Here is a 21,504-nt window from a genome sequence, read left to right as displayed (position 1 = left end):
AACCTAATATTATGCGTTCGGACATGGAAATAATTGCCCGAACGCCTTAGCAAAGTGGATTAGAACAATAATCTTGCTCGAATTGTACCAGCGACATTTTTTAGTTTAACTAATAACTCTTCTGCTTTATTTTGTTCTACTCTATCAATATCAATCACAACATAACCAATTTTAGAATCAGTCTGTAAATACTGAGCTGAAATGTTTAGACCTTGTTCTGCAAATAGCGTATTTATTGCAGTCAACACGCCCGGTTGATTGTGATGAATATTAATAAATCGGCTAGATCCTTTTGCCGGAATCGGTAATGATGCTTCAGGGAAGTTAACCGCTGAAAGTGTTGCGCCTGTATCAGAATATTTTGCCAACTTGGTTGCAACTTCAATACCGATATTTTCTTGTGCTTCAGTAGTTGAACCGCCGATATGTGGGGTAATAATGACATTATCAAATTTACACAGTGGTGATTCGAATGGATCGCTATTAGTTGCCGGTTCACTAGGGAAAACGTCAATAGCAGCACCACTAAGTTTATTGTTTTCCAACGCTTGAGTTAAGGCTTCAATATCAATCACACTACCGCGAGAGGCATTAATCAATATAGAGCCTGATTTCATCATGTCGATTTCTGATTTGCCAATCATTTTAATTGTGGTTGAGTTTTCTGGAACATGCATACTTACAATATCACTCATGGCAAGTAATTCTTTCATGGATGAAATTTGTTTGGCATTGCCTAATGGTAATTTAGTTTCGATATCATAAAAATAAACATTCATGCCTAATGATTCAGCCAATACGCTTAATTGACTACCGATATGGCCATAACCAATGATACCTAAATTTTTACCACGCGCTTCATGAGAACCTGTGGCTAATTTGTTCCATTTTCCCTGGTGAGCTTTGGCATTAGCTTCAGGTACTCGGCGAAGTAATAAAATCGCTTCAGCCAATACTAGCTCTGCAACAGAACGCGTATTAGAAAACGGTGCATTAAAAACAGGAATTCCTTTAACGGTTGCAGCATCAAGTTCAACTTGATTGGTTCCAATACAGAAACAACCAATTCCTGCAAGTTTTGGGGCAGCATCGATTATATCTTTTGTTAAATGTGTTCTTGAGCGAATACCAATAAATCTTGCATCTTTAATTGCCGCTTCAAGTTCGGATTTGGATAGCGCACCTTTATGATATTCAATGTTGTTAAAGCCTGCCGATTTAAGTGTTTCAATCGCGCTAGGGTGGACACCTTCAAGTAACAGAAACTTGTTTTCATCTTTGGTTAACGCTTGAACAACCATTTCTTCCTCTCTATCTTTAATATTTAAAACAATTTGTCATGCAAAGTTATTAATTAAAAAAAGTAATTTATTATTTTTTTATTTCTTTCACACCAGAACTCGTGCCTACCAAAGCGATATCCGCGCCTTTATTAGCGAATAACCCTACTGTGACTACACCGGCGATACTATTAATCCTATCTTCTAATTCCATTGGTTTTGCAATTACAAGGTCGTGAACATCTAAAATAACATTGCCATTGTCAGTAACCACTCCTTGACGGTAGATAGGTTTGCCGCCAAGTTTGAATAATTCTCGAGCAACATAAGAACGGGCCATCGGAATGACTTCTACTGGAAGTGGAAATTTCCCGAGAACATCGACCACTTTTGACTCATCAACGATACAGATAAATTGTTTTGCCAGAGCCGATACTATTTTTTCACGTGTTAATGCGGCTCCTCCGCCTTTAATCATTTGCATATTATGATTAATTTCATCTGCTCCATCGACATAAATATCTAAGCTATCAACGTCATTACAGTCTAAAACTGGAATACCATAGCTTTTTAATTTTTGGGTTGACGCTTCTGAACTAGAGACAGTTCCTTTTATCTGATCTTTTATTGTTGCAAGAGCATCAATAAAGTGAGCCGCAGTAGAACCTGTGCCTACGCCTACTAATGAATCTGGTTTAACAAATTTAAGGGCTGACCAACCTACTGCTTTTTTTAGTTCATCTTGTGTCATGATATCACCGTGTGTAAATATAATTTTGATCAAAAAATTAAAATTTTAAAAGCAAAATTGTTTAAGATATGGCATAGTACCCAATTGGGAAGCAAAAATCATTAGTATTTTAAGAAAATCTATAAGGTTTTAGATCTATTTCAAATTTTTTGCAAAATTAAAATAGCTTGAATGACCAAGCGAAGATCAAATCATTAGTAAAGAGATTATGAAGCGTCCAGATTATAGAGCATTACAAGCATTAGATGCAGTGATAAAAGAACGAGGATTTGAACGAGCAGCTGACAAATTGTGTATTACGCAACCAGCAGTATCGCAACGCATTAAGCAATTAGAAAGCTTTTTTGGTCAGCAACTATTAGTAAGAACGATTCCTCCAAAAGCGACTAAACAAGGTGAACATCTTTTAGGATTATTGCATCAAGTTGAATTATTAGAACAACAATGGTTAGGTGACAATGAGCAAAATACTACGCCATTGTCATTATCAATTGCAATTAATGCTGACTCTTTAGCAACTTGGTTTTTACCCGCTTTAAAACCAGTTTTAGATAAAAATATTTTACGCTTTGATATTCAAGTCAAAGATGAAGAGCATACGTTAGAACTTCTACGCTTAGGTACTGTCGTTGCTGCAATTAGCATTCAACCCAATCCTTTACCGGGATGTTTATCTGATTTATTAGGGGCATTGGATTATATTTTTGTTGCTTCTCCTGAGTTTGCTAAAAAATACTTTCCTAATGGTGTTACTCGGTCATCGCTTTTAAAAGCGCCTGCAGTGGCATTTGACCATTTGGATGATATGCACCAAGCCTTTTTGCAAGAAAATTTTAATCTTACACCAGGTAGTGTTATTTGTCATATTACTAGTTCATCTGAAGCTTTTGTCCAATTGGCTAAACAAGGTTCTGCATGTTGTATGATACCAATGTTACAAGTTGAACAAGAGTTAAAAAATGGTGAATTGGTTAATTTAACGGAAGGCTTATTTCAAAGACGTATGCTGTATTGGCATCGCTTTGCTCCAGAAAGTAGCGTGATGCAAAATATTTCTGAAACATTGATTTGTTACGCTCAACGTATATTGTCGCAGCCTCAAGATCGGAAATAATTGTCAAATTAGCTATTTTGAGCTAAATGTAGAACTGTCCCATTTACCCTATCTCACAATTTATAGAGCTAAAAAAATGAGCCAATTGAAAAACGATCGTTATTTACGTGCATTACAATGTTTACCTGTGGATTACACGCCAATTTGGATGATGCGCCAAGCCGGTCGATACTTACCTGAATATCGGCAGCTTAGGGCTAAAGCTGGTGATTTTATGACGATGTGCCAAACACCAGAACTTGCCTGTGAAGCAACTTTACAACCCATTCGGCGATTTGATCTTGATGCCGCCATTATTTTTTCAGATATTTTAACCATTCCCGATGCAATGGGACTTGGTTTATATTTTGAAACAGGCGAAGGGCCTAAATTTAAAAAAACGATTTCTTGTTTAGATGATATTGCACAATTGCCTATACCTGATCCAGGACAATCTCTCAAATATGTAATGGATGCTATTGGGTTAACGAAAAAAGAGTTAGGTGGCAAAGTTCCATTAATTGGCTTTTCTGGTAGTCCATGGACTTTGGCAACTTATATGGTTGAAGGCGGTAGTAGTAAAACCTTTACTAAAATAAAAAAGATGCTTTATTGTGAACCTAAAGCATTACATTTGCTGCTAGAAAAATTAGCTAACAGTGTAATATTGTATTTAAATGCTCAAATTGAAGCTGGCGCCCAATCGATTATGATATTTGATACTTGGGGCGGGGTGCTTAGCCATGAAAGTTATCGAGCGTTTTCTTTGCATTATATGGAACTTATCTTATCTCAACTAAAAAGGGGTAAGAAAAGCCAGAATATCACTTCTTATGTTCCTGTGACGCTATTTACAAAAGGTGGCGGTTTATGGCTCGATACTATTTCTAAATCAGGGGCTGATGCCATCGGTGTTGATTGGACAGTGGATTTGAATCAGATAGAACAAAAAGGTAAGATTGCCATACAAGGTAATTTAGATCCTTCTATATTGTATGCCAATAAGGAAACGATTGAGTCTAACGTTGAGTCAGTTCTAAGTGAATTTGGCTATCATAATGGTCATGTCTTTAATTTAGGTCATGGTATTCACCAAGATATTCCCATTGAGCATGTACAATATTTAGTTGAATCAGTACACACACGGTCAAAAAGGTTTCATTCATGATTAAAAATCCTATTCAATTAAGAATAGCAAAATTGCCAGTTTGGAAGCAGCGTTTATTTATGGTTTGTCTATGCGAACGAATGTATCCAAACTTTATTTATTATTGCAATTTACAACAAGATGAACAATCAGCAGTAGGATATAAAAAAATTCTAGATCTTATTTGGGAATCACTATTGGTTGAGAATGTGAAAATTAATTTTGATTTACAACTTGAGAAACTTGAATCGTTAATTCCAGTCATCAAGGAAGATAGCCCATATATGGTTTACCCTGCTATTGATGCTTGTCAGGCTCTTAGTGAAATTCTACACTCTTATATAAGTGGTGAAATAGATGAACACTCAGGCAAAGTTAGCTCTATTTCCGCAACTACTGTAGCTGAATTTGAAATGACAAAAGATAATATTGAACTTTCAGAAGATGAACAAGTAACTTTGCCTAGTGTAATTGAGGAATTTGATTTGCAGTGGGAAATTTTTCGCTTATTAAGTGATGAAAATAATGAAATGTTAGACTTGATTAAAGGCTTGAAAATGGACATTCGGTCTGCAGAAACTAGCAATATTGGTGTTTTTTTGAGCAATTAAAGCGGTTAAAGCGTGATTTTTTTAATTTTTATTAAATTTTTCTTTAACATTAGGCAAATATAGACTACATTTAACAACAATGTAATCTAAATCACGTTTACAGAAGCAAAGTTGGGTTTTAACTTTGTTTATTAATGTTAACTTTAACAATAAAATAAATATGTAAGGATATTCCATGAATAAAACAGAACTTGTAGATGCTATTGCTAGCAAAGCTAATATTACTAAAGTTGCAGCAAAAACTGCTTTAGAAGCAACTTTAGCTTCTATCACTGAATCATTAAAATCTGGTGAGCCAGTTCAATTAGTTGGTTTCGGTACATTTAAAGTTAATGCTCGTAAAGCTCGTACTGGTCGTAACCCAAAAACTGGTAAAGAAATCAAAATTGCAGCAAGCAAAGTACCAGCATTTGTTTCTGGTAAAAGCTTAAAAGAAGCAATCAAATAATTTTATTGCTTTCTATTAGAGAATTTTTTAAGGCCATAACTAATCGTTATGGCTTTATTTTTAACTCCAAATTTTTAATCTATTTTTTCTTGAGTTTTTAGAAACGATTTTACTTATTATCTAAACCGTTAATTTAGCAAATTTAGCATTTAATTGATCAGCTAAATCTTGCGGTGATATTTCGATTTCTAATCCTCTTTTACCCCCTGATACCATCATCGTTGCATATTGTTTAGCACTATCATCAATAAGTGTAGGTAATAGCTTTTTTTGCCCGAGAGGACTTATCCCACCGACTAAATAACCTGTTGTTTTTTGTGCTAGATTCGGGTCAGCTAATGCTACTTTTTTGCAATCAAGAATTTTAGCGGCTTGTTTAAGATCCAATGTACAATCAACCGGTAATACACAGACTGCTAATGATTTATTGTCCCCATTTATGCATACAATCAGTGTTTTAAATATCTGACCTGAAACAACATTTAGTTCTAATCCAAGTTTATCCGCAGCTTCTTGTCCATAATGGGTTTGTTGTGCGTCATGTTGATATTGATGGATATTAAATTTAATTTTATGCTTTTTGAGCAATCTAATGGCTGGCGTCATAATAGTAAGAATTATTATAAGTGAGAATGATGATCCCTATTAATTGCCATTAATAGGGATTTTTAGGATTAAACTAAACTATACTACATTAAAAAAATTAAGAGATGATTTGTTGATTGTTTTGATTATTATCATCTAGTTTCGGTAATTCAACATTATTAGATGCGTTGTACAAGCGATAGAAGAAGCTACATACAAAGAAACTAACAAACATAGATACTATTGAAGTAATAGTCGTTACAATAATATTATTACCCAATAAGTAATTAATAAGCCCTAGAACGATAGTAATACCACAAGAAATTAATATCATTAGTAAAGGTGCTTTCCATTTTGTTACAGCTAATTTATGGCTACCAACAAATCTTTGAAAAAATCCCATTGAATCAGGAACGATTAATGAAGCACTAAAGTAATTCGCAATGATGCTTAATACAAGAAATATAACAAAAGCTATCAATAAAGTTAATAAAGCAATTAACTGTTGGGGTAATATCATTCCGATAATCCACATAATTAAAGAAAGCAAAATTATTCCTATAATTAAAATAATAAAATAAATAGCGGTAAATCCTGCAAGATTTAGAAAAGCAGGTAATATGCGTTGTGACACTAATTTCATATCAAATTTGTCACTAGTAGTTAAATTATAAATAATACCAATTGTCACGGCAGCAATAAAGAGAAAGACAATTGATAAAAGCAATACTTTTCCGAATAATGAACTAAGAACTTGAGCTGGATTTGCGTAATAGACCATGCTTGCTGCAAGAGCAGCTGGATCAAAAATAATATACGATAATACTGAATTAGCTAATGCAAGCACTACGCTTGCGATTGCGATTATTGGGAATCTATTGCGAATAAAGTTAACTGTTTTTTCAAAAGTAACTAAAAATGATAAATTGTTTTGTGAGTCCATCGTTTTTCCTTATGGGTGGTAATACTAGTATTACCACGGTCTTTATATTTAATTCAAAAGTTATGATTGTAGTATAGAAATATCGGCAACCTTCAAAAATAAATTTTGTAATTTTTTCAAAAGAGCCAATCGGTTTAGTTTAATTTTTTCGTCATCAACCATTACCATTACTTTCTCAAAAAATGTATCAATAGGTGCTTTAAGTGATGCTAATTCAATTAAGGCATCTTGATATCGACCTTCAGTAAAGTAAGGTGCTAACTTATCTGTCAATATTGCTATTTGCATAGCTAATTCGCTTTCTGCTCCCGTTTCAAGAAGTGAAGCGTTAATATTTTCAGGGATAGCGTTTTCAGATTTAGACAAAATATTTGATACACGTTTATTTGCTTCTGCTAATGAAGAAGCTTCAGGTAACGTTCTAAAATGTGTTACCGCATTAACGCGGGTATCAAAATCTGCAGGCTTGGTTGGATTAATTGCCAAGACAGCCTGAATGGTATCTATCGCAAATCCTTTTTCTTGATACCATGCTCGGAATCGACCTTGCATAAAATTAACAATATCTATAACAACATTGTTGTTGGTTAATTTATTTCCATATAAAGATGTGGCAAAACTTGCTAGCTCAACTAAATCAAGAGGTAAGCTTTTTTCAACAATAATACGTAATACACCAATAGCTGCACGGCGAAGTGCAAATGGATCTTTATCACCTTTAGGATGTTGACCAATACCAAAAATACCGGCTAATGTATCCATTTTTTCGGCAATAGATACCGCACTAGACACAGGAGTACTTGGTAGTTCATCGCCTGAAAAACGAGGTTTATATTGTTCTTCAATAGCGGTAGCGACTTCAATATTTTCACCATCTTTAATCGCTATATATCGACCTATGATGCCTTGCGTTTCAGGGAATTCAAACACCGTGTTGGTAACTAAATCACATTTAGTTAATTTCCCTGCACGTTTGGCTTGTTCAGTGTCAGCACCAATTTTTTCGGCGATGAAGCCAGATAAGGCCTCAATACGAAGTGCTTTATCTTTAACTGTACCAAGTTGTTGTTGAAATAAAACCGTCTCAAGGCGAGGAAGGCGATCTTCCAAACGTTGTTTTAAGTCTGTTCTATAGAAAAATTCGGCATCAGCTAAACGAGGACGAACCACTTTTTCATTACCAGAAATAACAACTTGAGGATCTTTTGATTCAATATTTGCAACGAAGATGAAGTTTGGTAATAGTTTTCCTTGTTTATCATAGACAGGGAAATATTTTTGATCGCCTTTCATCGTATATACCAATGACTCGGCTGGAACTTCTAAAAATCTTTCTTCAAATTTTGCTGTTAATACTACAGGCCATTCAACCAATGATGAAACTTCTTCAAGTAAGCTTTCAGTTAAATCTGCTTTACCATTAAGTTTTTCAGCAGCTTCTTGAGCTTGCTGCTTAATGATTGATTTTCGCTTGTTATAGTCAGCAATAACTTTGCCTCGTTGTTCAAGGATTTCAGGATATTGGTCAGCATTATCAATGGTAAATTCTTGTTCACCCATAAAGCGGTGTCCGCGAATAATACGATCTGATTGAATGTCTAAAATGACGCCCGGTACAAGTTGATCACCATATAGCATAGTTACAGTATGGCTTGGTCTGATAAATTCAACTTGGCGAGCTGCCCAGCGCATAGGTTTAGGAATAGGTAATTTATTTAATGCATTTTTAACCATATCACATAATAAATTAACAACAGGCTGTCCTTTTTGATTATGAGTATAAGATAACCATTCGCCTTTATCTGTTTGAATGCGCTCTGCTTGAGAGATATCGATGCCACATCCTCTAGCCCAGCCTTCTGCTGCTTTTGTTGGTTTACCATTTGCATCAAATGCGGCACTTACCGCAGGACCGCGTTTAACAACTTGGCTATCTGGTTGAGTGTCATTTAAATTCAATACTTTTAAAGCTAAACGGCGCGGCGATGCAAACCAAAGTACCTCACCATGTTCTAAGTTAGCATTATCAAGTTTTTCAATAAAATTAGCTGCAAAGCTTTCAGCCAAAGTGCGGAGTGATTTCGGTGGTAACTCTTCAGTACCGATTTCTACTAGAAATGTTTTTTGCATAATATATCAATTCCTACTTTGATGCATTTTGGTTAGAACGTTTATTTTGGCACATTGGAAATCCAAGTGCTTCACGAGAGGCGTAATATGCTTCAGCAACCATTTTTGTTAATGTTCTGATACGCAATATGTAACGTTGTCGCTCAGTTACTGAAATAGCTTTGCGGGCATCAAGTAAATTGAAGCAGTGAGCTGCTTTTAAAATACGTTCATAAGCAGGTAGCGGTAGAGGTTTTTCTAATTCAAGTAACATTTTTGCTTCTTTTTCATGTTGTTCAAAACAATAAAATAAGAAATCAATATTAGCGTACTCGAAATTATAGGTAGATTGTTCAACTTCGTTTTGGTGAAAAACATCACCATAAGTGGTTTTACCAAATGCGCCATCACTCCAGATTAAATCATAAACGCTATCTACGCCTTGAATATACATAGCAAGGCGTTCTAAACCATAAGTAATCTCGCCAGTCACCGGTTTACACTCAAGACCACCAACTTGTTGGAAATAGGTAAATTGGGTCACTTCCATACCGTTTAACCAAACTTCCCAACCTAATCCCCATGCACCTAATGTTGGATTTTCCCAATTGTCTTCTACAAAACGGATATCGTTAACAGTTGGATCAAGACCAAGCTCTTTTAGTGATCCTAAGTAAAGTTCTTGGATATTATCTGGTGATGGTTTTAAGATAACTTGGAATTGGTAATAATGTTGTAACCTATTAGGATTTTCACCATAACGACCATCAGTAGGGCGACGAGAAGGTTGAACGTAAGCAGCATTAATCGGTTCAGGACCAAGTGCTCTTAAACAGGTCATTGGATGAGAAGTACCTGCGCCGACTTCCATATCTAATGGCTGAATCACTGTACAACCTTGATTAGCCCAATAATCTTGTAACGTAAGTATTAAACCCTGAAAGGTTTTGACATTAAACTTTTGCATGATGTTATCTTTGTGGTTAAATTAATTTTTACTACAAATTAAATAGTGCTACATTTTATACTTTTTATTAGTGCTTGTGAAATGCCTAATTACTTTTATTAATAAAGTTACATAATATAGTTTTCATTTTGCATCTTTACACATTTGTAGGTATAGTAAAGTTATCTTTATTGCTTGGTAATAAATCATAAATAAAAAGGCCATGTCTATTTATCGTAATCTATTGATTATTTTATTTATTGGATTAATGAATACACATTTTGTGTATGCTGATGATAATCAACAATTAGAATCATTGCGTCGTTCAATTAAAGAGCATGAAAAGCGCCTAGCAGAACAAACAAAAGAACGAACTCAATTGGTCAATGATCTTAAAAACCAAGAAACTGAAATTGCTAATTTACTTACATCGATTGAAAAAAATGGTCTTACGCTAAAAAAATTAGATGGGGAAATTACTAATTTAATCAAGCAAATTGATGAATTAACCATTAAACAAAATCAACAACGAGATGAGTTATCCAAACAGCTAGAAAGCGCATTTAAATTAGGAAAAAACACCAATTTTAAGTTGATCTTTGCTAGCGAACAAAGTGAGCGTAATGAACGCCTTATTACTTATTTTCGTTATATTAATGAAGCAAGACAACAACAAATAAATAAGCTTCGTGAAACGCAATTACAACTCAATGAAAAGAAAAATGCTTTGCAAAAAAAGCAAGCCACTCAAAAAACACTACATAACAAGCAAAAACAAGAGCAAATAGCCTTAGAAAAAAATCACCAAAAACGCCAAAAAACTATCAATTCTCTTGAATCATCAATGCAAAAAAATCAACAAAAATTAGCTCAACTTAAAGATAATGAAGCGAAATTACAGGCTAAGATTGCTCAAGCAGAAAGAGAAAACCGTCGAATTGCGGAAGAAGAAGCAAGACAAGCCAAAAATATCCAAGAAAAACAAAAGAATACAAATTATACACCTAACGCGGATGAACGTGCATTAATGGCTCGAGTTAGTGGTATTGGTAAACCACAGAATCAATTTCTTTGGCCTGTAAATGGTAGTATTGCTCATCGATTTGGTGAGGCTTTGCAAGGTGAACTTCGTTGGAAGGGAATGGTCATAAATGCCAAAGATGGCACACAAGTCAAAGCAATTACTGATGGTCGAGTTATCCTAGCCAGCTGGCTGCAAGGTTATGGTTTTGTGGTTGCGCTTGAGCACGGTAAAGGCGATATGAGTTTATATGGCTATAACCAACGTGTTTTAGTAGAAGTCGGTGATAATGTTAGGACAGATCAGCCGATTGCAATTGTTGGTTCAAGCGGAGGTCAAAATACTCCTGGGCTTTATTTTGAAATTCGCCGAGATGGTAAAGCATTAGATCCTAGTGGTTGGTTAAAATGATTAAACGTATATTATATATAGGGATATTATTATTAAATGTAAATAGTGCATATGCTGCGAAACTAGCGTTAGTGATTGATGATTTTGGTTATCGTCAACATAATGAAGAACAGATTATTTTATTTTCACCCAACATAACAATTGCTGTTTTACCACATTCACCAAATGCCAAACATATCGCAACCTTTGCTCATCAACATGGTAATGATGTGATTATTCACTTACCTATGGCTCCTATGGGGAAACAACCTCTAGAAAAAGATACTCTATTTCCTTATATGGATGAAGCAGAAGTAAAAAGAATTGTTGATGATGCAGTATCCCTAGTTCCATATGCAATAGGTGTAAATAATCATATGGGCAGTTTGATGACATCAAATTTCAATGGTATGCACAATGTTATGAAAGCATTAAGTCATCACTCAATGTTTTTTTTGGATAGTAAAACGATAGGTAAAACTCAAGTAAAAAATGCCGCAACTGATTATAATATAACTGTAATTGGGCGTGATGTATTTTTAGATGATAAGCAGATAGAAAGTGCTATTAGTCAGCAGTTTGATCTGGCAGTTAAAATTGCGCAAAAAAATGGTTATGCTATCGCCATTGGCCATCCACATCCTCAAACCGTTAATGTTTTAAGAGCAAAATTAGCTAATTTGCCTGACAATATCGAATTAGTTAAAGTCAGTGAATTAATTAAACCGGCTAAACCTAAGCTAACTCTGAAAGATATTTTTGAAAAATATAAAAAACGATTTGAGGAGTTACCAAATTTTGAACTTTCAGAGTAGTAGTAATTATTTTTTTTCAAGTGTTCGATGACGAATTTGCACTTGTTTATTTTGCGCTTTAAAAAAACCGGCTAATTGTTCTGCAATAAAAACAGAACGGTGTTGCCCGCCTGTACAACCGATGGCTATCGTTAAATAGCTACGATTATTTTTTTCTAACATTGGTAACCACTGTTGTAAATAATTGGCTGTTTGATAAATGAAATTGGTAACTTCATCATGTTTTAGTAAGAAACTTTTAACAGGCTCATCTAAGCCAGTTAATGGACGTAAAGATATATCCCAATGTGGGTTTGGTAAAAATCTTACATCAAACACGAAATCAGCATCGACAGGTAAACCATGTTTAAAGCCAAATGATTCAAAAATCATGGTTAATTCCCGCTCTTTTTTTCCTAAAATCCGTGAACGAAGAATATTAGATAACTCATGAACTGAAAGATTATCAGTATTAATAACTAAACTTGCGTGTGATTTTAAAGGCTCTAAATACTTCTCTTCAAGATCAATGGCTTCTTCTAAAGAGTATTTTTGATTGGTTAGCGGATGTATTCGTCTTGTTTCGCTATAACGTCTGATCAGAGTATTACGACTACAATCAAAAAAGATTATTTCAGGAGTAACAGATGATGGTAATCGCTGAAAAATATCATGATCAAAATTAAAGTTAGCTGGTAAATTGCGAATATCGATACTAACCGCAACAGGTGTATTGTTATCTTTTAATGATTCTGCAAGTTGCGGTAATAATGCGACGGGAATATTATCAACGCAATAAAAACCCATATCTTCTAATGCGCGTAATGCAATTGATTTTCCTGAACCGGAACGGCCACTTACTATCAACAATATCACAATATCGACTCCAAAATAATTGGTACACTAGTATATACTGTTTAGTTCAACATGTGCAATTCATGAAAAGAAACAATAAGCTAAATAAATTCTCTAATAATCTGTTTTTATTTTAGCTATTAACTGTTTTAAAGCCTGTCCACGATGAGAAATCTGACTTTTATGTTCTTTAGTTAACTCTGCTGCACTGCAATTAAGCTCAGGAATATAGAATAATGGATCATAACCAAAACCACCACTTCCATGAGGTTCATTCATAATTAATCCATTCCATTTCCCTAAACAGATGATTGGTGTAGGATCATTTTCGTGTCGCATAAAAGCGAGTGCACAATAAAAGTATGCTGTCCTTTTTTCTTTAGGCACATCTTTTAATTCAAGTAATAGCTTTTCATTATTGCTTTTGTCATTACCATGTTCTCCCGCATAACGAGCGGAATAGATACCAGGTTGCCCGTTTAGTGCTTGAACAACTAAACCTGAATCATCTGCTATCGCCGGTAGTTGAGTCACTTTTGCGGTATGTCTTGCTTTTAAGATGGCATTTTCAATAAATGTTAGGCCTGTTTCTTCTATATCAGGAACATTGAAGGTATTTTGGGCTATAACATCAAATCCAGCATCGGCTAAAAGCGTTTGTAATTCATTGACCTTTCCTTGGTTATTAGTGGCTAAAACAATTTTCTGCATTTAATGACTCCATGATATTAGTTTTATATCGTAATTAGTTAATTAAGTATAGCAAGTAGATGTACGCTTAAATTTTAAAAATCAGGCTCACAACGGAATGTCAGAGTTTCACCGGTTTTAGGATGATTTATTGTTAGATGTTGAGCATGTAACAATAACCTTTTTGACATTGAAAATGCTTCAGGATGAGCATAAAATTTATCGCCTAAAATAGGATGCCCTATAGCTTGCATATGCACTCTTAATTGATGAGAGCGCCCTGTAAATGGAAACAATGCCACCCGAGTTGTATTATCATTATTGCGTGAAATAACTTGATAATGTGTTAATGCATATTTGCCATTTTCATGATCTACCATCTGTCTTGGGCGATTAGGCCAATCACAAATTAATGGGAGTTCGACTTGGCCTGCGTCATCCTTAAGGTGACCGTGGACCACAGCAATATATGTTTTTTTAGGTATACGCTCTCTAAACTGCTTTTTAATTTCTCTATCTGCTAATTTAGATAAAGCAGCAACCATAATGCCACTCGTAGCCATATCTAGACGATGGACTGATTCAACATAACTATATTTTTGTTGTAAACGATGAATAATACTATCTATAAATTGTGGTTTATTTCCTGATACCGACAAAATACCAGGTTGTTTGTTAACCACAACAATATGATCATCTTGATATAAAATAGTTAACCAAGGATCAATGGGGGGATGATATTCCAAAAGCATTTAGTGTGATAATTTGTCAAATTAAATTGTCACACATTCTAACAAACTCGGTAAAAAGTGCCAGTTGAAATAAACTTATTTACTCCAGATTGACTTTTTATTAGCTGAAAACAATTGGCAAAATAGTATGATTAAACTAACAAAAAGATAGCAAGCAAAAATGATTATCATCCATTGCGACATTTCAATAGTTAAGAACGACCAAATTTTTTCTGAACAAGAACCATAAGCATTAAACATGCTTGGTAACCATTCATTTAATGGTAACCAAGAAGGGAATTGGACATTAATTGCACAGGTATCACTTAAATCCGGTTCGAACTGCAAATGGGCATGAAAAGTTGCTAATTCAAACCCCTTAAAAGCGCTAAATAGCCAGATTAATATGCCAGCTAGTCTAAATATTAATTTTTTGGGGTTGATAAGTCCAACGATGCTGCCAAACATAATACCGTAAATTGCACAGCGCTGATAAATACATAAAGTACAAGGAGCTAGGCCTAAACCATGTTGAAAATAGAGAGCGGTCAATTCAAAAATAGCGGTGGAAAGAAACAATAAAAACCAAGCAAATCTTCCTCGAGAGTATTGGTTGAGTAAATACAACATACTATTTTATTCCTCCATATTCCGCTATAATCATTTTATATTAAGGTTATTAAAATTAACCAATCTTATTCTTATTACCATTAGTGTAGTTTATTTTTAAGTAATGTAAAACGACTTTTATTTATTAAGGGTGGATTAATCTTTTCTTATGGACTCAAACGTTCAACAAACAAAATTACAAGTCTCATTTGTCACAATCACTGAAGAAAATGTGACACAACGAATTGACAACTTTTTAATAACATACCTTAAGGGTGTGCCTAAAAGTATGATTTATCGCATACTTAGAAAAGGGGAAGTGCGTGTCAACAAAAAGCGGATTAAGCCAGAATATAAATTAGCTGTTGGTGATGAAGTTCGAATTCCACCTATTCGTATTTCAGAAAAAACAGTTCCTGAAATTTCAAAAAAACTGAATAAAGTTGCTGATTTAGAAAAATCAATTATTTATGAAGATGATGTGATTCTTGCGATTAATAAACCATCTGGCATTGCCGTACATGGTGGAAGTGGCTTAAGTTTTGGCGTTATTGAAGGATTAAGAGCATTAAGACCTGAAGCCAAATTTTTAGAATTAGTACATCGTATCGATCGTGAAACATCTGGTGTTTTACTTATTGCTAAGAAACGTTCTGCACTAAAAGCATTACATGAACAACTTCGTTTAAAACAGATGCAAAAAAATTATTTAGCTTTAGTGAAAGGTAATTGGCCTTCTGAATGTAAAGTTGTACAAGCACCACTATTAAAAAATGTACTCAAAAGTGGTGAACGTGTGGTTAAGGTAAATGCAGAAGGTAAGCCATCTGAAACACGATTCAAAGTGGAAGAACGCTTTGGTTTTGCAACATTAATAAAAGCTAGTCCCGTAACTGGACGAACGCATCAAATTCGTGTACACACTCAATATGTTAATCATCCAATAGCATTTGATGATCGTTACGGAGATAGCCAATTTGATGAATTATTAGCTAAAAGCAAACTTAATCGATTATTTTTACATGCAGCTAATGTGAAATTTATTCATCCAAAAACTTTACAAGAGATGCAATTACATGCCCCGATGGATAATATATTGCAAAACTGTTTAATCCAGATTAGAAATGATAAATATCAACAATGATTTAAATGAGAAGGTAATCAACAATAATGAAAGATCTTAATTTATATTTAATTAGACATGGTCAAACCGAATGGAATATTAAAGATCAAATGCAAGGATCGAAAAATTCGCCTTTGACAGAAAATGGTGTTTTAGGCGCTCAAATCACTGGAAAGCATCTGAAAAATATACCTTTTATACAAGCCTACTCAAGCCCACAACAACGGGCTAAAGAGACTCGAGATTATATCATTCATGAAAATGACAATGTCATTCCGACTTTTGAACTTGATAATCTAAGAGAAATGGATTTTGGTCTTTGGGAAGGCAAACATGTCCCTTCATTAAAAAAAGAAATACCTGAATTCACGACTTATTTAACCGATCCTGAAAACTTTGACTCATCTATTAACCAAGGTGAAAACTATCTTGATATACTTTCTCGAATGAAAGAAGCTTTAAATGTTATCGTAAAAAATGCACCGCAAGATGAAGGCAATATTTTAGTTGTATCACATGGTACGGTTTTAAGAATATTACTTTGTGTTTTAAATGGTGGAGATTGGCGTAGACATCGTGATGAAGATTATTTCCCACGAGTGTTAAATACCAGTATAAGTGTAGTTAACTATAAGCAAACTGATGATAAGCCTGAGGGGGAATTTTCAGTTAAGTTTTATAATAATGTCGATCATTTAAACAATTAATTACCGTTAATTTTGTCATGTATACTCGGCTAATTAAGTTATTAGCCGAGTAATATTCAGACTACCTTCTGCTATAAGCAGCGTAACGTTTTTGTAATTGTTTCAATTGATTAATTCTTGCGTCAATTTTTGAAATTAATGTTTGATTACCTTTAGCTTGAGCTCTAGCATTGGTTAACAATTGAATTGCTTCAGGGAAACGTCCTTCAAGCGCGATTGATTCAGCCCTTGCACTCATTTCTTGAGCTCTCGATTTTATTCCCCCATAAGCGGTAACCAGTAAATCCCAACCATTAGTATCATCATTGTGATCAAATGTATAACGATGCAATAAACTCACCGCTTGCTGATATTGGCCATCTTTTATATAAGCATTAGCAAGATTTAATTGTAATACAGCATTATCCGGTGATCGTTTTAAGGCAGATTGTAAACGAGCTATGGCTTCTTTATTATTATTACTTTCTAAATTGATATCTGTCATTAAATCAATATACCAAATATTATCTGGATCATTATCTAATAACGGTTGCAATTGAATTTTTGCTTGAACAAGATTTTTACTTTTGTAATTACTTAGTGCGACGGCATAGGTTAGCGCCTTTTTACCCTGATCGGTATTCAATTTGCGATAATTATCAAGTAATAGTTTAGCGGTATTATTATTTCCCATAAGTATTGCTATTCGGGCCTTAGCTAAATAATAACTTAATGAGGAAGGTACATTTTTTTTAGAATATTGCAAAGAGCGATTGCGCATATCCGATAAACGGCTATTCGGTAATGGGTGAGTCATTAAAATTTCAGGCGGTTTACTACTGAAGCGACTTTGATCAGCCAGTTTTTGTAAAAATTCAGAAGATGCATGAGGATCAAATCCGGCTTTCGCTATGGTTCTAAGCCCAACTCTATCGGCTTCTTGTTCATTTGATTGAGTAAAACTAATCATACTCTGTGTCGAACTTGCCATGGTGGTTGTCATTGCCGCCATACCCGCTTCTGGATTAGCTAATGTTAATAGTAATGAACCTAAGGCTCCTCCCCAAACATAAGGACTATTTTTATTTTGAGCCTCCATAGCGCGAGCTAAATGGCGTTGAGTAACATGCCCAATTTCGTGAGCCATAACCGAAGCTAATTGGCTTTCATTATCAGTATCCATAATTATTCTTGAATGAATGACAACATTACCGCCAAAAAAAGCAAAGGCATTGAGCACATTACTTTTCATTATATAAAAATGGAAAGGGGTTTGAACTGATTCAGATTTAGAAACTAATTTTTTTCCTAAATTATTAATATATTGATTTAAGACAGGGTCATTGGCTATAGGAGCACTGCCTCGTAACAATCGCACATAATAATCACCCATCTCTTTTTCTTGCCCGATGCTTAATGTGGTTGCAGCTGCGGTTCCCATCTCAGGAAGTGTTATATTATCTGCTGCATAAACAATAGGTGTATTTTGTAAGAATAGTGATGTTGATAGTACCAATGCGATTGCTTTTTTTAACATATTTATGACTCATAAAAAAATTTGATTATGAAACATTTTAGCTTAAAAAAAAGACAATATCACTTTGAATTTTTTATCAAATTGAGCTATTTATTTGATAAAGACTATTTAGTTTATTAAATTAAATAATGAAATTATTCAAATACAGCATGGCGAATATATTCTACATCAACGTTTTCAATGTATTTTCGTATGTTAGGATAAACATTGTAGTGATGACCAAATTCAGTTTGCATTAACTCATTAATTGCTTGAGATTTAGTCCAATTCTCAAAAACCAAACGGTACATAGCAATAGTGACGCCGGTACGATCACTGCCTTGCCAACAATGGATTAATATCGGTTTAGGAGAGGTATGAATCGCTTTCATTACTTGGATCATTTTCTCATCAGTAATATCACCTGCCCGCATTCGAATCCAAACTTCTGATATCTGTGCATTTTCGACTAACTCTCGATCGCTGTGAAATAGCCGTAAATTTATAATGGTTTTAAAGCCAAGTTTATCAAGCTGCGCTATCTGCTCTACACTGGGTTGCTCAGAGCGATAGACATCATTAGAAACTTGATAAAAATTATCGGGGAGATGTAAAGAATTGATATTAGATTGGCAACCACTAATGATAAAGCACAAGTAACACAATAAGAAAATATTAGTTATTTTGGATATTTTATTACAGGCCATTTGTGCTCCAATATTAAAATCTAATTCTTAAATTTATTGTTGACGTTTTTTAATAAATTCAACGATATCATCAACTTTAATTAATTCTTTATCGCCACCCGCACGATGTTTGTATTCCACTTCACCATTATCAAGGTTACGTTCACCAATAACGATAGTATGAGGAATACCAATAAGTTCGGCATCTGCAAACATAACACCAGGACGCTCTTTGCGATCATCAAATAATACTTCAATACCCAGAGCTTGGAGATCGGCATAAAGTTTTTCAGCAGTGGCTTGTACTTTTTCTGATTTATGCATATTCATTGGAATAATGACAACACTAAATGGTGCAATCGCTTCTGGCCAAATAATCCCTCGATCGTCATGGCATTGTTCAATTGCAGCTGCAACAATTCGGCTAACCCCAATTCCATAACAGCCCATGATCATCACATGGTTTTGTCCATCTTCACCTTGGACAGTTGCTTTCATTGCTTCTGAATACTTAGTACCAAGTTGGAAAATATGCCCAACTTCAATACCACGTTTAATTTGTAATGTCCCTTTACCATCTGGGCTAATATCGCCTTCAACCACATTACGAATATCTTCAATGCGAGGTAAAGCGACATCTCTTTCCCAATTGATATTGAAATAATGTTTATGATCAATGTTGGCGCCAGCACTAAAATCACTCATTACTGCCACATCACGGTCAATGATGATTGGCATATTAAGGTTTACTGGTCCTAAAGAGCCAGGTCCTGCATTCACTACCGCGCGAATTTCTTCTTCAGTTGCAAATTCAAGCGGTGATGCCACAATATCAATTTTTTCCGCTTTGATTTCGTTCAACGTATGATCACCACGGACTAATAAAGCTACAAGTTGGTGCCCACTCTCTTTAGTCGCCTTAACCATGAGTGTTTTAACTGTTTTTTCAATCGGTAAATTGAATTGTGCAACTAATTCATCAATTGTTTTGGCATCAGGTGTATCAACCAGTTCCATTGCCTTAGTTGGTGCTGATCGGCTTTGCGTTGGTGCTAATGCTTGTGCCATCTCAATATTAGCAGCGTAATCAGATTCAGTTGAAAAGACGATATCATCTTCACCACTATCGGCTAATACTTGGAACTCATGCGACCAGTTGCCACCAATAGAACCCGTATCAGCACGCACTGCTCTAAAATTTAAGCCAGCACGAGTAAATACCGCACTGTAAGCCTTATACATATCATCATAGGTTTCTTGTAAAGATTCTTGTGAAGTATGAAACGAATAAGCATCCTTCATAATGAATTCACGCGAACGCATTACCCCAAATCGTGGACGGACTTCGTCGCGGAATTTGGTTTGAATTTGATAAACATTAAGCGGTAATTGTTTATAGGAACTGACTTCATTACGAAGTAAGTCAGTGATCACTTCCTCATGGGTTGGGCCTAATACAAAATCACGGTCACCACGGTCTTTGATACGTAATAGCTCTGGACCATATTGTTCCCAACGACCACTCTCTTGCCAAATATCAGCAGGTTGCACAACTGGCATTAACACTTCAATTGCCCCTGCTTTGTTCATCTCTTCCCGAACAATATTTTCAACTTTTTTAAGTACACGATAGCCAGTAGGTAGCCAAGTATATAATCCTGCGGCAACTTTACGGATCATGCCGGCACGTAACATTAATTGATGGCTTATCACTTCAGCATCAGCGGGTGTCTCTTTTAATGTAGATAGAAGATATTTACTGGTTCGCATAAATTTATCCTGAAAAAAATAATGTACTAATAATATACTAAAATGTGAGCTAGTTTAGCAGTACCTAACGTAACACTAAAGTAATTTTATTGGTTATTGTTGTTATGAGTAAAAATATAGAGTAAATTTAGATAATTATAAGATTAGAAAAATAATAAGGTTGAATATTTTTGAAATTTTTATCTCGTATTGCTCTTATTTTGTTTTGCATGATTCTACTTTACTATCCATTCAAAATCGCCAAATACCATTTAATGGATATGAGTTATGATGAAATTTCAAATGTCGGTTGGCGCTTTGATACTTGCAAAACTAAAGATGATGATTTAGTAAGCAGTGCTGATTGCCCGTGTGGTGGATTAATCGAACCGGATGATGATGTTTACATTAACAACGACGGATACATGTACTTTGGTAATAAACTCTATGGTAAGGTGACTTTGATAGAAAAACCAAGCTATTTTCAAATGGATCTTTTGACGGGGGGATTTTTAAAAATTGAACATATAGATACAGGGTTCATTTGTTACTACGACTCTGTTATGGATTAAAATAACGGGTATTATAAAATTGTTACTATGATTCTATATAATCATTTTGACATGTTTTTAAACCAAAATTTGGTGTCAAAAACCCCGCTCCTCAACTTTTTTTTAATTTATTTAAGGATAAAAATTTAATCTCAATTATTAGCTTGATTAGCTAATACTTATCACCATA

22 protein-coding genes are annotated in these 21,504 nt (G+C 34.6%); 9 read left to right on the top strand and 13 right to left on the bottom strand.

Translation table 11 applies throughout. The features are described 5' to 3' along the window. Positions 1-59: 59 nt before the first annotated feature. Both serA and rpiA read right to left on the bottom strand, forming a co-directional pair. A complete protein-coding gene (gene serA / locus J3U24_RS10490; RefSeq protein WP_065562001.1) occupies positions 60-1,301 on the bottom strand; it encodes a phosphoglycerate dehydrogenase in 1,242 nt (413 codons plus the stop codon). Between the two features lie 70 nt (positions 1,302-1,371). Beyond that, complete coding sequence (rpiA, locus tag J3U24_RS10485) at positions 1,372-2,031, bottom strand: ribose-5-phosphate isomerase RpiA (RefSeq protein ID WP_065562002.1); 660 nt, start codon at positions 2,029-2,031, stop codon at positions 1,372-1,374. Between the two features lie 208 nt (positions 2,032-2,239). Here rpiA and J3U24_RS10480 point away from each other — a divergent pair, with 208 nt between their 5' ends. The 4 genes from J3U24_RS10480 to J3U24_RS10465 all read left to right on the top strand — a co-directional run bounded on the left by J3U24_RS10480 (position 2,240) and on the right by J3U24_RS10465 (position 5,330). Further along, complete coding sequence (locus J3U24_RS10480) at positions 2,240-3,145, top strand: LysR family transcriptional regulator ArgP (protein ID WP_065562003.1); 906 nt, start codon at positions 2,240-2,242, stop codon at positions 3,143-3,145. A gap of 76 nt (positions 3,146-3,221) precedes the next feature. After that, positions 3,222-4,292: a uroporphyrinogen decarboxylase gene (hemE, locus tag J3U24_RS10475; RefSeq protein ID WP_065562004.1), complete on the top strand. Its 1,071-nt coding sequence runs from the start codon at positions 3,222-3,224 to the stop codon at positions 4,290-4,292. Next, complete coding sequence (locus J3U24_RS10470) at positions 4,289-4,882, top strand: YjaG family protein (protein ID WP_267337707.1); 594 nt, start codon at positions 4,289-4,291, stop codon at positions 4,880-4,882. The genes hemE and J3U24_RS10470 overlap by 4 nt, the downstream gene beginning before the upstream one ends. Before the next feature lie 175 nt (positions 4,883-5,057). Continuing rightward, the gene (locus tag J3U24_RS10465) at positions 5,058-5,330 is read left to right on the top strand and encodes an HU family DNA-binding protein (protein WP_065562006.1); all 273 of its coding nucleotides are present in this window, start codon (positions 5,058-5,060) and stop codon (positions 5,328-5,330) included. 120 nt (positions 5,331-5,450) lie between these two features. Here the strand turns inward: J3U24_RS10465 and ybaK are convergent, their stop codons facing one another. The 4 genes from ybaK to glyQ all read right to left on the bottom strand — a co-directional run bounded on the left by ybaK (position 5,451) and on the right by glyQ (position 9,934). Continuing rightward, complete coding sequence (gene ybaK / locus J3U24_RS10460) at positions 5,451-5,936, bottom strand: Cys-tRNA(Pro) deacylase (RefSeq protein ID WP_065562007.1); 486 nt, start codon at positions 5,934-5,936, stop codon at positions 5,451-5,453. Between the two features lie 97 nt (positions 5,937-6,033). Continuing rightward, entirely contained in the window at positions 6,034-6,858 is an 825-nt protein-coding gene (locus J3U24_RS10455; RefSeq protein WP_267330944.1) for a hypothetical protein, read from the bottom strand. A 60-nt stretch (positions 6,859-6,918) separates the two neighbouring features. Next, complete coding sequence (gene glyS, locus J3U24_RS10450; protein WP_416380509.1) at positions 6,919-8,991, bottom strand: glycine--tRNA ligase subunit beta; 2,073 nt, start codon at positions 8,989-8,991, stop codon at positions 6,919-6,921. A 10-nt stretch (positions 8,992-9,001) separates the two neighbouring features. Beyond that, on the bottom strand, positions 9,002-9,934 hold the full coding sequence (glyQ, locus tag J3U24_RS10445; protein ID WP_065562010.1) for a glycine--tRNA ligase subunit alpha: 933 nt from the start codon (positions 9,932-9,934) through the stop codon (positions 9,002-9,004). A gap of 202 nt (positions 9,935-10,136) precedes the next feature. Between glyQ and envC the strand changes: the two genes are divergently transcribed. Together envC and J3U24_RS10435 are read left to right on the top strand one after the other, a co-directional pair. Further along, positions 10,137-11,345: a murein hydrolase activator EnvC gene (gene envC / locus J3U24_RS10440; protein ID WP_267330946.1), complete on the top strand. Its 1,209-nt coding sequence runs from the start codon at positions 10,137-10,139 to the stop codon at positions 11,343-11,345. Then, complete coding sequence (locus J3U24_RS10435; protein WP_065735032.1) at positions 11,342-12,139, top strand: divergent polysaccharide deacetylase family protein; 798 nt, start codon at positions 11,342-11,344, stop codon at positions 12,137-12,139. The genes envC and J3U24_RS10435 overlap by 4 nt, the downstream gene beginning before the upstream one ends. A gap of 6 nt (positions 12,140-12,145) precedes the next feature. On the opposite strand, the gene rapZ is transcribed toward J3U24_RS10435, so the two are convergent. The 4 genes from rapZ to dsbB all read right to left on the bottom strand — a co-directional run bounded on the left by rapZ (position 12,146) and on the right by dsbB (position 15,024). Beyond that, a complete protein-coding gene (gene rapZ, locus J3U24_RS10430) occupies positions 12,146-12,994 on the bottom strand; it encodes an RNase adapter RapZ (protein WP_267337704.1) in 849 nt (282 codons plus the stop codon). 93 nt (positions 12,995-13,087) lie between these two features. Further along, positions 13,088-13,684 (bottom strand): XTP/dITP diphosphatase, encoded by a 597-nt coding sequence (locus J3U24_RS10425; protein WP_267330948.1) that lies wholly within the window; start codon positions 13,682-13,684, stop codon positions 13,088-13,090. 74 nt (positions 13,685-13,758) lie between these two features. Beyond that, positions 13,759-14,415 (bottom strand): bifunctional tRNA pseudouridine(32) synthase/23S rRNA pseudouridine(746) synthase RluA, encoded by a 657-nt coding sequence (rluA, locus tag J3U24_RS10420; protein WP_065562015.1) that lies wholly within the window; start codon positions 14,413-14,415, stop codon positions 13,759-13,761. Positions 14,416-14,490: 75 nt separating this feature from the next. Further along, entirely contained in the window at positions 14,491-15,024 is a 534-nt protein-coding gene (gene dsbB, locus J3U24_RS10415; protein WP_065735035.1) for a disulfide bond formation protein DsbB, read from the bottom strand. A 148-nt stretch (positions 15,025-15,172) separates the two neighbouring features. Between dsbB and rluC the strand changes: the two genes are divergently transcribed. Both rluC and J3U24_RS10405 read left to right on the top strand, forming a co-directional pair. After that, complete coding sequence (rluC, locus tag J3U24_RS10410) at positions 15,173-16,147, top strand: 23S rRNA pseudouridine(955/2504/2580) synthase RluC (protein ID WP_267337703.1); 975 nt, start codon at positions 15,173-15,175, stop codon at positions 16,145-16,147. 26 nt (positions 16,148-16,173) lie between these two features. Beyond that, the gene (locus J3U24_RS10405; RefSeq protein WP_220225580.1) at positions 16,174-16,833 is read left to right on the top strand and encodes a histidine phosphatase family protein; all 660 of its coding nucleotides are present in this window, start codon (positions 16,174-16,176) and stop codon (positions 16,831-16,833) included. Between the two features lie 61 nt (positions 16,834-16,894). Here J3U24_RS10405 and J3U24_RS10400 read toward each other — a convergent pair whose 3' ends face one another. The 3 genes from J3U24_RS10400 to proS all read right to left on the bottom strand — a co-directional run bounded on the left by J3U24_RS10400 (position 16,895) and on the right by proS (position 20,784). Next, the gene (locus J3U24_RS10400) at positions 16,895-18,349 is read right to left on the bottom strand and encodes a M48 family metalloprotease (RefSeq protein WP_065562019.1); all 1,455 of its coding nucleotides are present in this window, start codon (positions 18,347-18,349) and stop codon (positions 16,895-16,897) included. 134 nt (positions 18,350-18,483) lie between these two features. Next, a complete protein-coding gene (locus tag J3U24_RS10395; protein ID WP_065735038.1) occupies positions 18,484-19,035 on the bottom strand; it encodes a tyrosine-protein phosphatase in 552 nt (183 codons plus the stop codon). 33 nt (positions 19,036-19,068) lie between these two features. Further along, entirely contained in the window at positions 19,069-20,784 is a 1,716-nt protein-coding gene (gene proS / locus J3U24_RS10390; RefSeq protein ID WP_065735039.1) for a proline--tRNA ligase, read from the bottom strand. Between the two features lie 170 nt (positions 20,785-20,954). On the opposite strand from proS, the gene J3U24_RS10385 reads away from it, so the two are divergent. Next, on the top strand, positions 20,955-21,335 hold the full coding sequence (locus J3U24_RS10385) for a hypothetical protein (RefSeq protein ID WP_065562022.1): 381 nt from the start codon (positions 20,955-20,957) through the stop codon (positions 21,333-21,335). Positions 21,336-21,504 lie beyond the last annotated feature (169 nt).

The sequence above is a fragment of the Gilliamella sp. B2785 genome (assembly GCF_026537005.1).
In the GTDB taxonomy this organism is placed as follows: domain Bacteria; phylum Pseudomonadota; class Gammaproteobacteria; order Enterobacterales; family Orbaceae; genus Gilliamella; species Gilliamella apicola_E.
The sequence above is the reverse complement of the archived record's forward strand: the minus strand, read 5'-3'. Positions and strand labels throughout refer to the sequence as shown.

Excerpts from the sequence above, each read along its gene's own strand:
- J3U24_RS10400 (WP_065562019.1), bottom strand. The coding sequence starts at position 18,349 with ATGTTAAAAAAAGCAATCGCATTGGTACTATCAACATCACTATTCTTA.
- J3U24_RS10480 (WP_065562003.1), top strand. The coding sequence starts at position 2,240 with ATGAAGCGTCCAGATTATAGAGCATTACAAGCATTAGATGCAGTGATA.
- hemE (WP_065562004.1), top strand. The coding sequence starts at position 3,222 with ATGAGCCAATTGAAAAACGATCGTTATTTACGTGCATTACAATGTTTA.
- J3U24_RS10465 (WP_065562006.1), top strand. The coding sequence starts at position 5,058 with ATGAATAAAACAGAACTTGTAGATGCTATTGCTAGCAAAGCTAATATT.
- J3U24_RS10470 (WP_267337707.1), top strand. The coding sequence starts at position 4,289 with ATGATTAAAAATCCTATTCAATTAAGAATAGCAAAATTGCCAGTTTGG.
- ybaK (WP_065562007.1), bottom strand. The coding sequence starts at position 5,936 with ATGACGCCAGCCATTAGATTGCTCAAAAAGCATAAAATTAAATTTAAT.
- dsbB (WP_065735035.1), bottom strand. The coding sequence starts at position 15,024 with ATGTTGTATTTACTCAACCAATACTCTCGAGGAAGATTTGCTTGGTTT.
- serA (WP_065562001.1), bottom strand. The coding sequence starts at position 1,301 with ATGGTTGTTCAAGCGTTAACCAAAGATGAAAACAAGTTTCTGTTACTT.
- J3U24_RS10425 (WP_267330948.1), bottom strand. The coding sequence starts at position 13,684 with ATGCAGAAAATTGTTTTAGCCACTAATAACCAAGGAAAGGTCAATGAA.
- envC (WP_267330946.1), top strand. The coding sequence starts at position 10,137 with ATGTCTATTTATCGTAATCTATTGATTATTTTATTTATTGGATTAATG.
- J3U24_RS10455 (WP_267330944.1), bottom strand. The coding sequence starts at position 6,858 with ATGGACTCACAAAACAATTTATCATTTTTAGTTACTTTTGAAAAAACA.
- rluC (WP_267337703.1), top strand. The coding sequence starts at position 15,173 with ATGGACTCAAACGTTCAACAAACAAAATTACAAGTCTCATTTGTCACA.
- rpiA (WP_065562002.1), bottom strand. The coding sequence starts at position 2,031 with ATGACACAAGATGAACTAAAAAAAGCAGTAGGTTGGTCAGCCCTTAAA.
- J3U24_RS10405 (WP_220225580.1), top strand. The coding sequence starts at position 16,174 with ATGAAAGATCTTAATTTATATTTAATTAGACATGGTCAAACCGAATGG.
- rluA (WP_065562015.1), bottom strand. The coding sequence starts at position 14,415 with ATGCTTTTGGAATATCATCCCCCCATTGATCCTTGGTTAACTATTTTA.
- glyQ (WP_065562010.1), bottom strand. The coding sequence starts at position 9,934 with ATGCAAAAGTTTAATGTCAAAACCTTTCAGGGTTTAATACTTACGTTA.
- J3U24_RS10395 (WP_065735038.1), bottom strand. The coding sequence starts at position 19,035 with ATGGCCTGTAATAAAATATCCAAAATAACTAATATTTTCTTATTGTGT.
- J3U24_RS10435 (WP_065735032.1), top strand. The coding sequence starts at position 11,342 with ATGATTAAACGTATATTATATATAGGGATATTATTATTAAATGTAAAT.
- proS (WP_065735039.1), bottom strand. The coding sequence starts at position 20,784 with ATGCGAACCAGTAAATATCTTCTATCTACATTAAAAGAGACACCCGCT.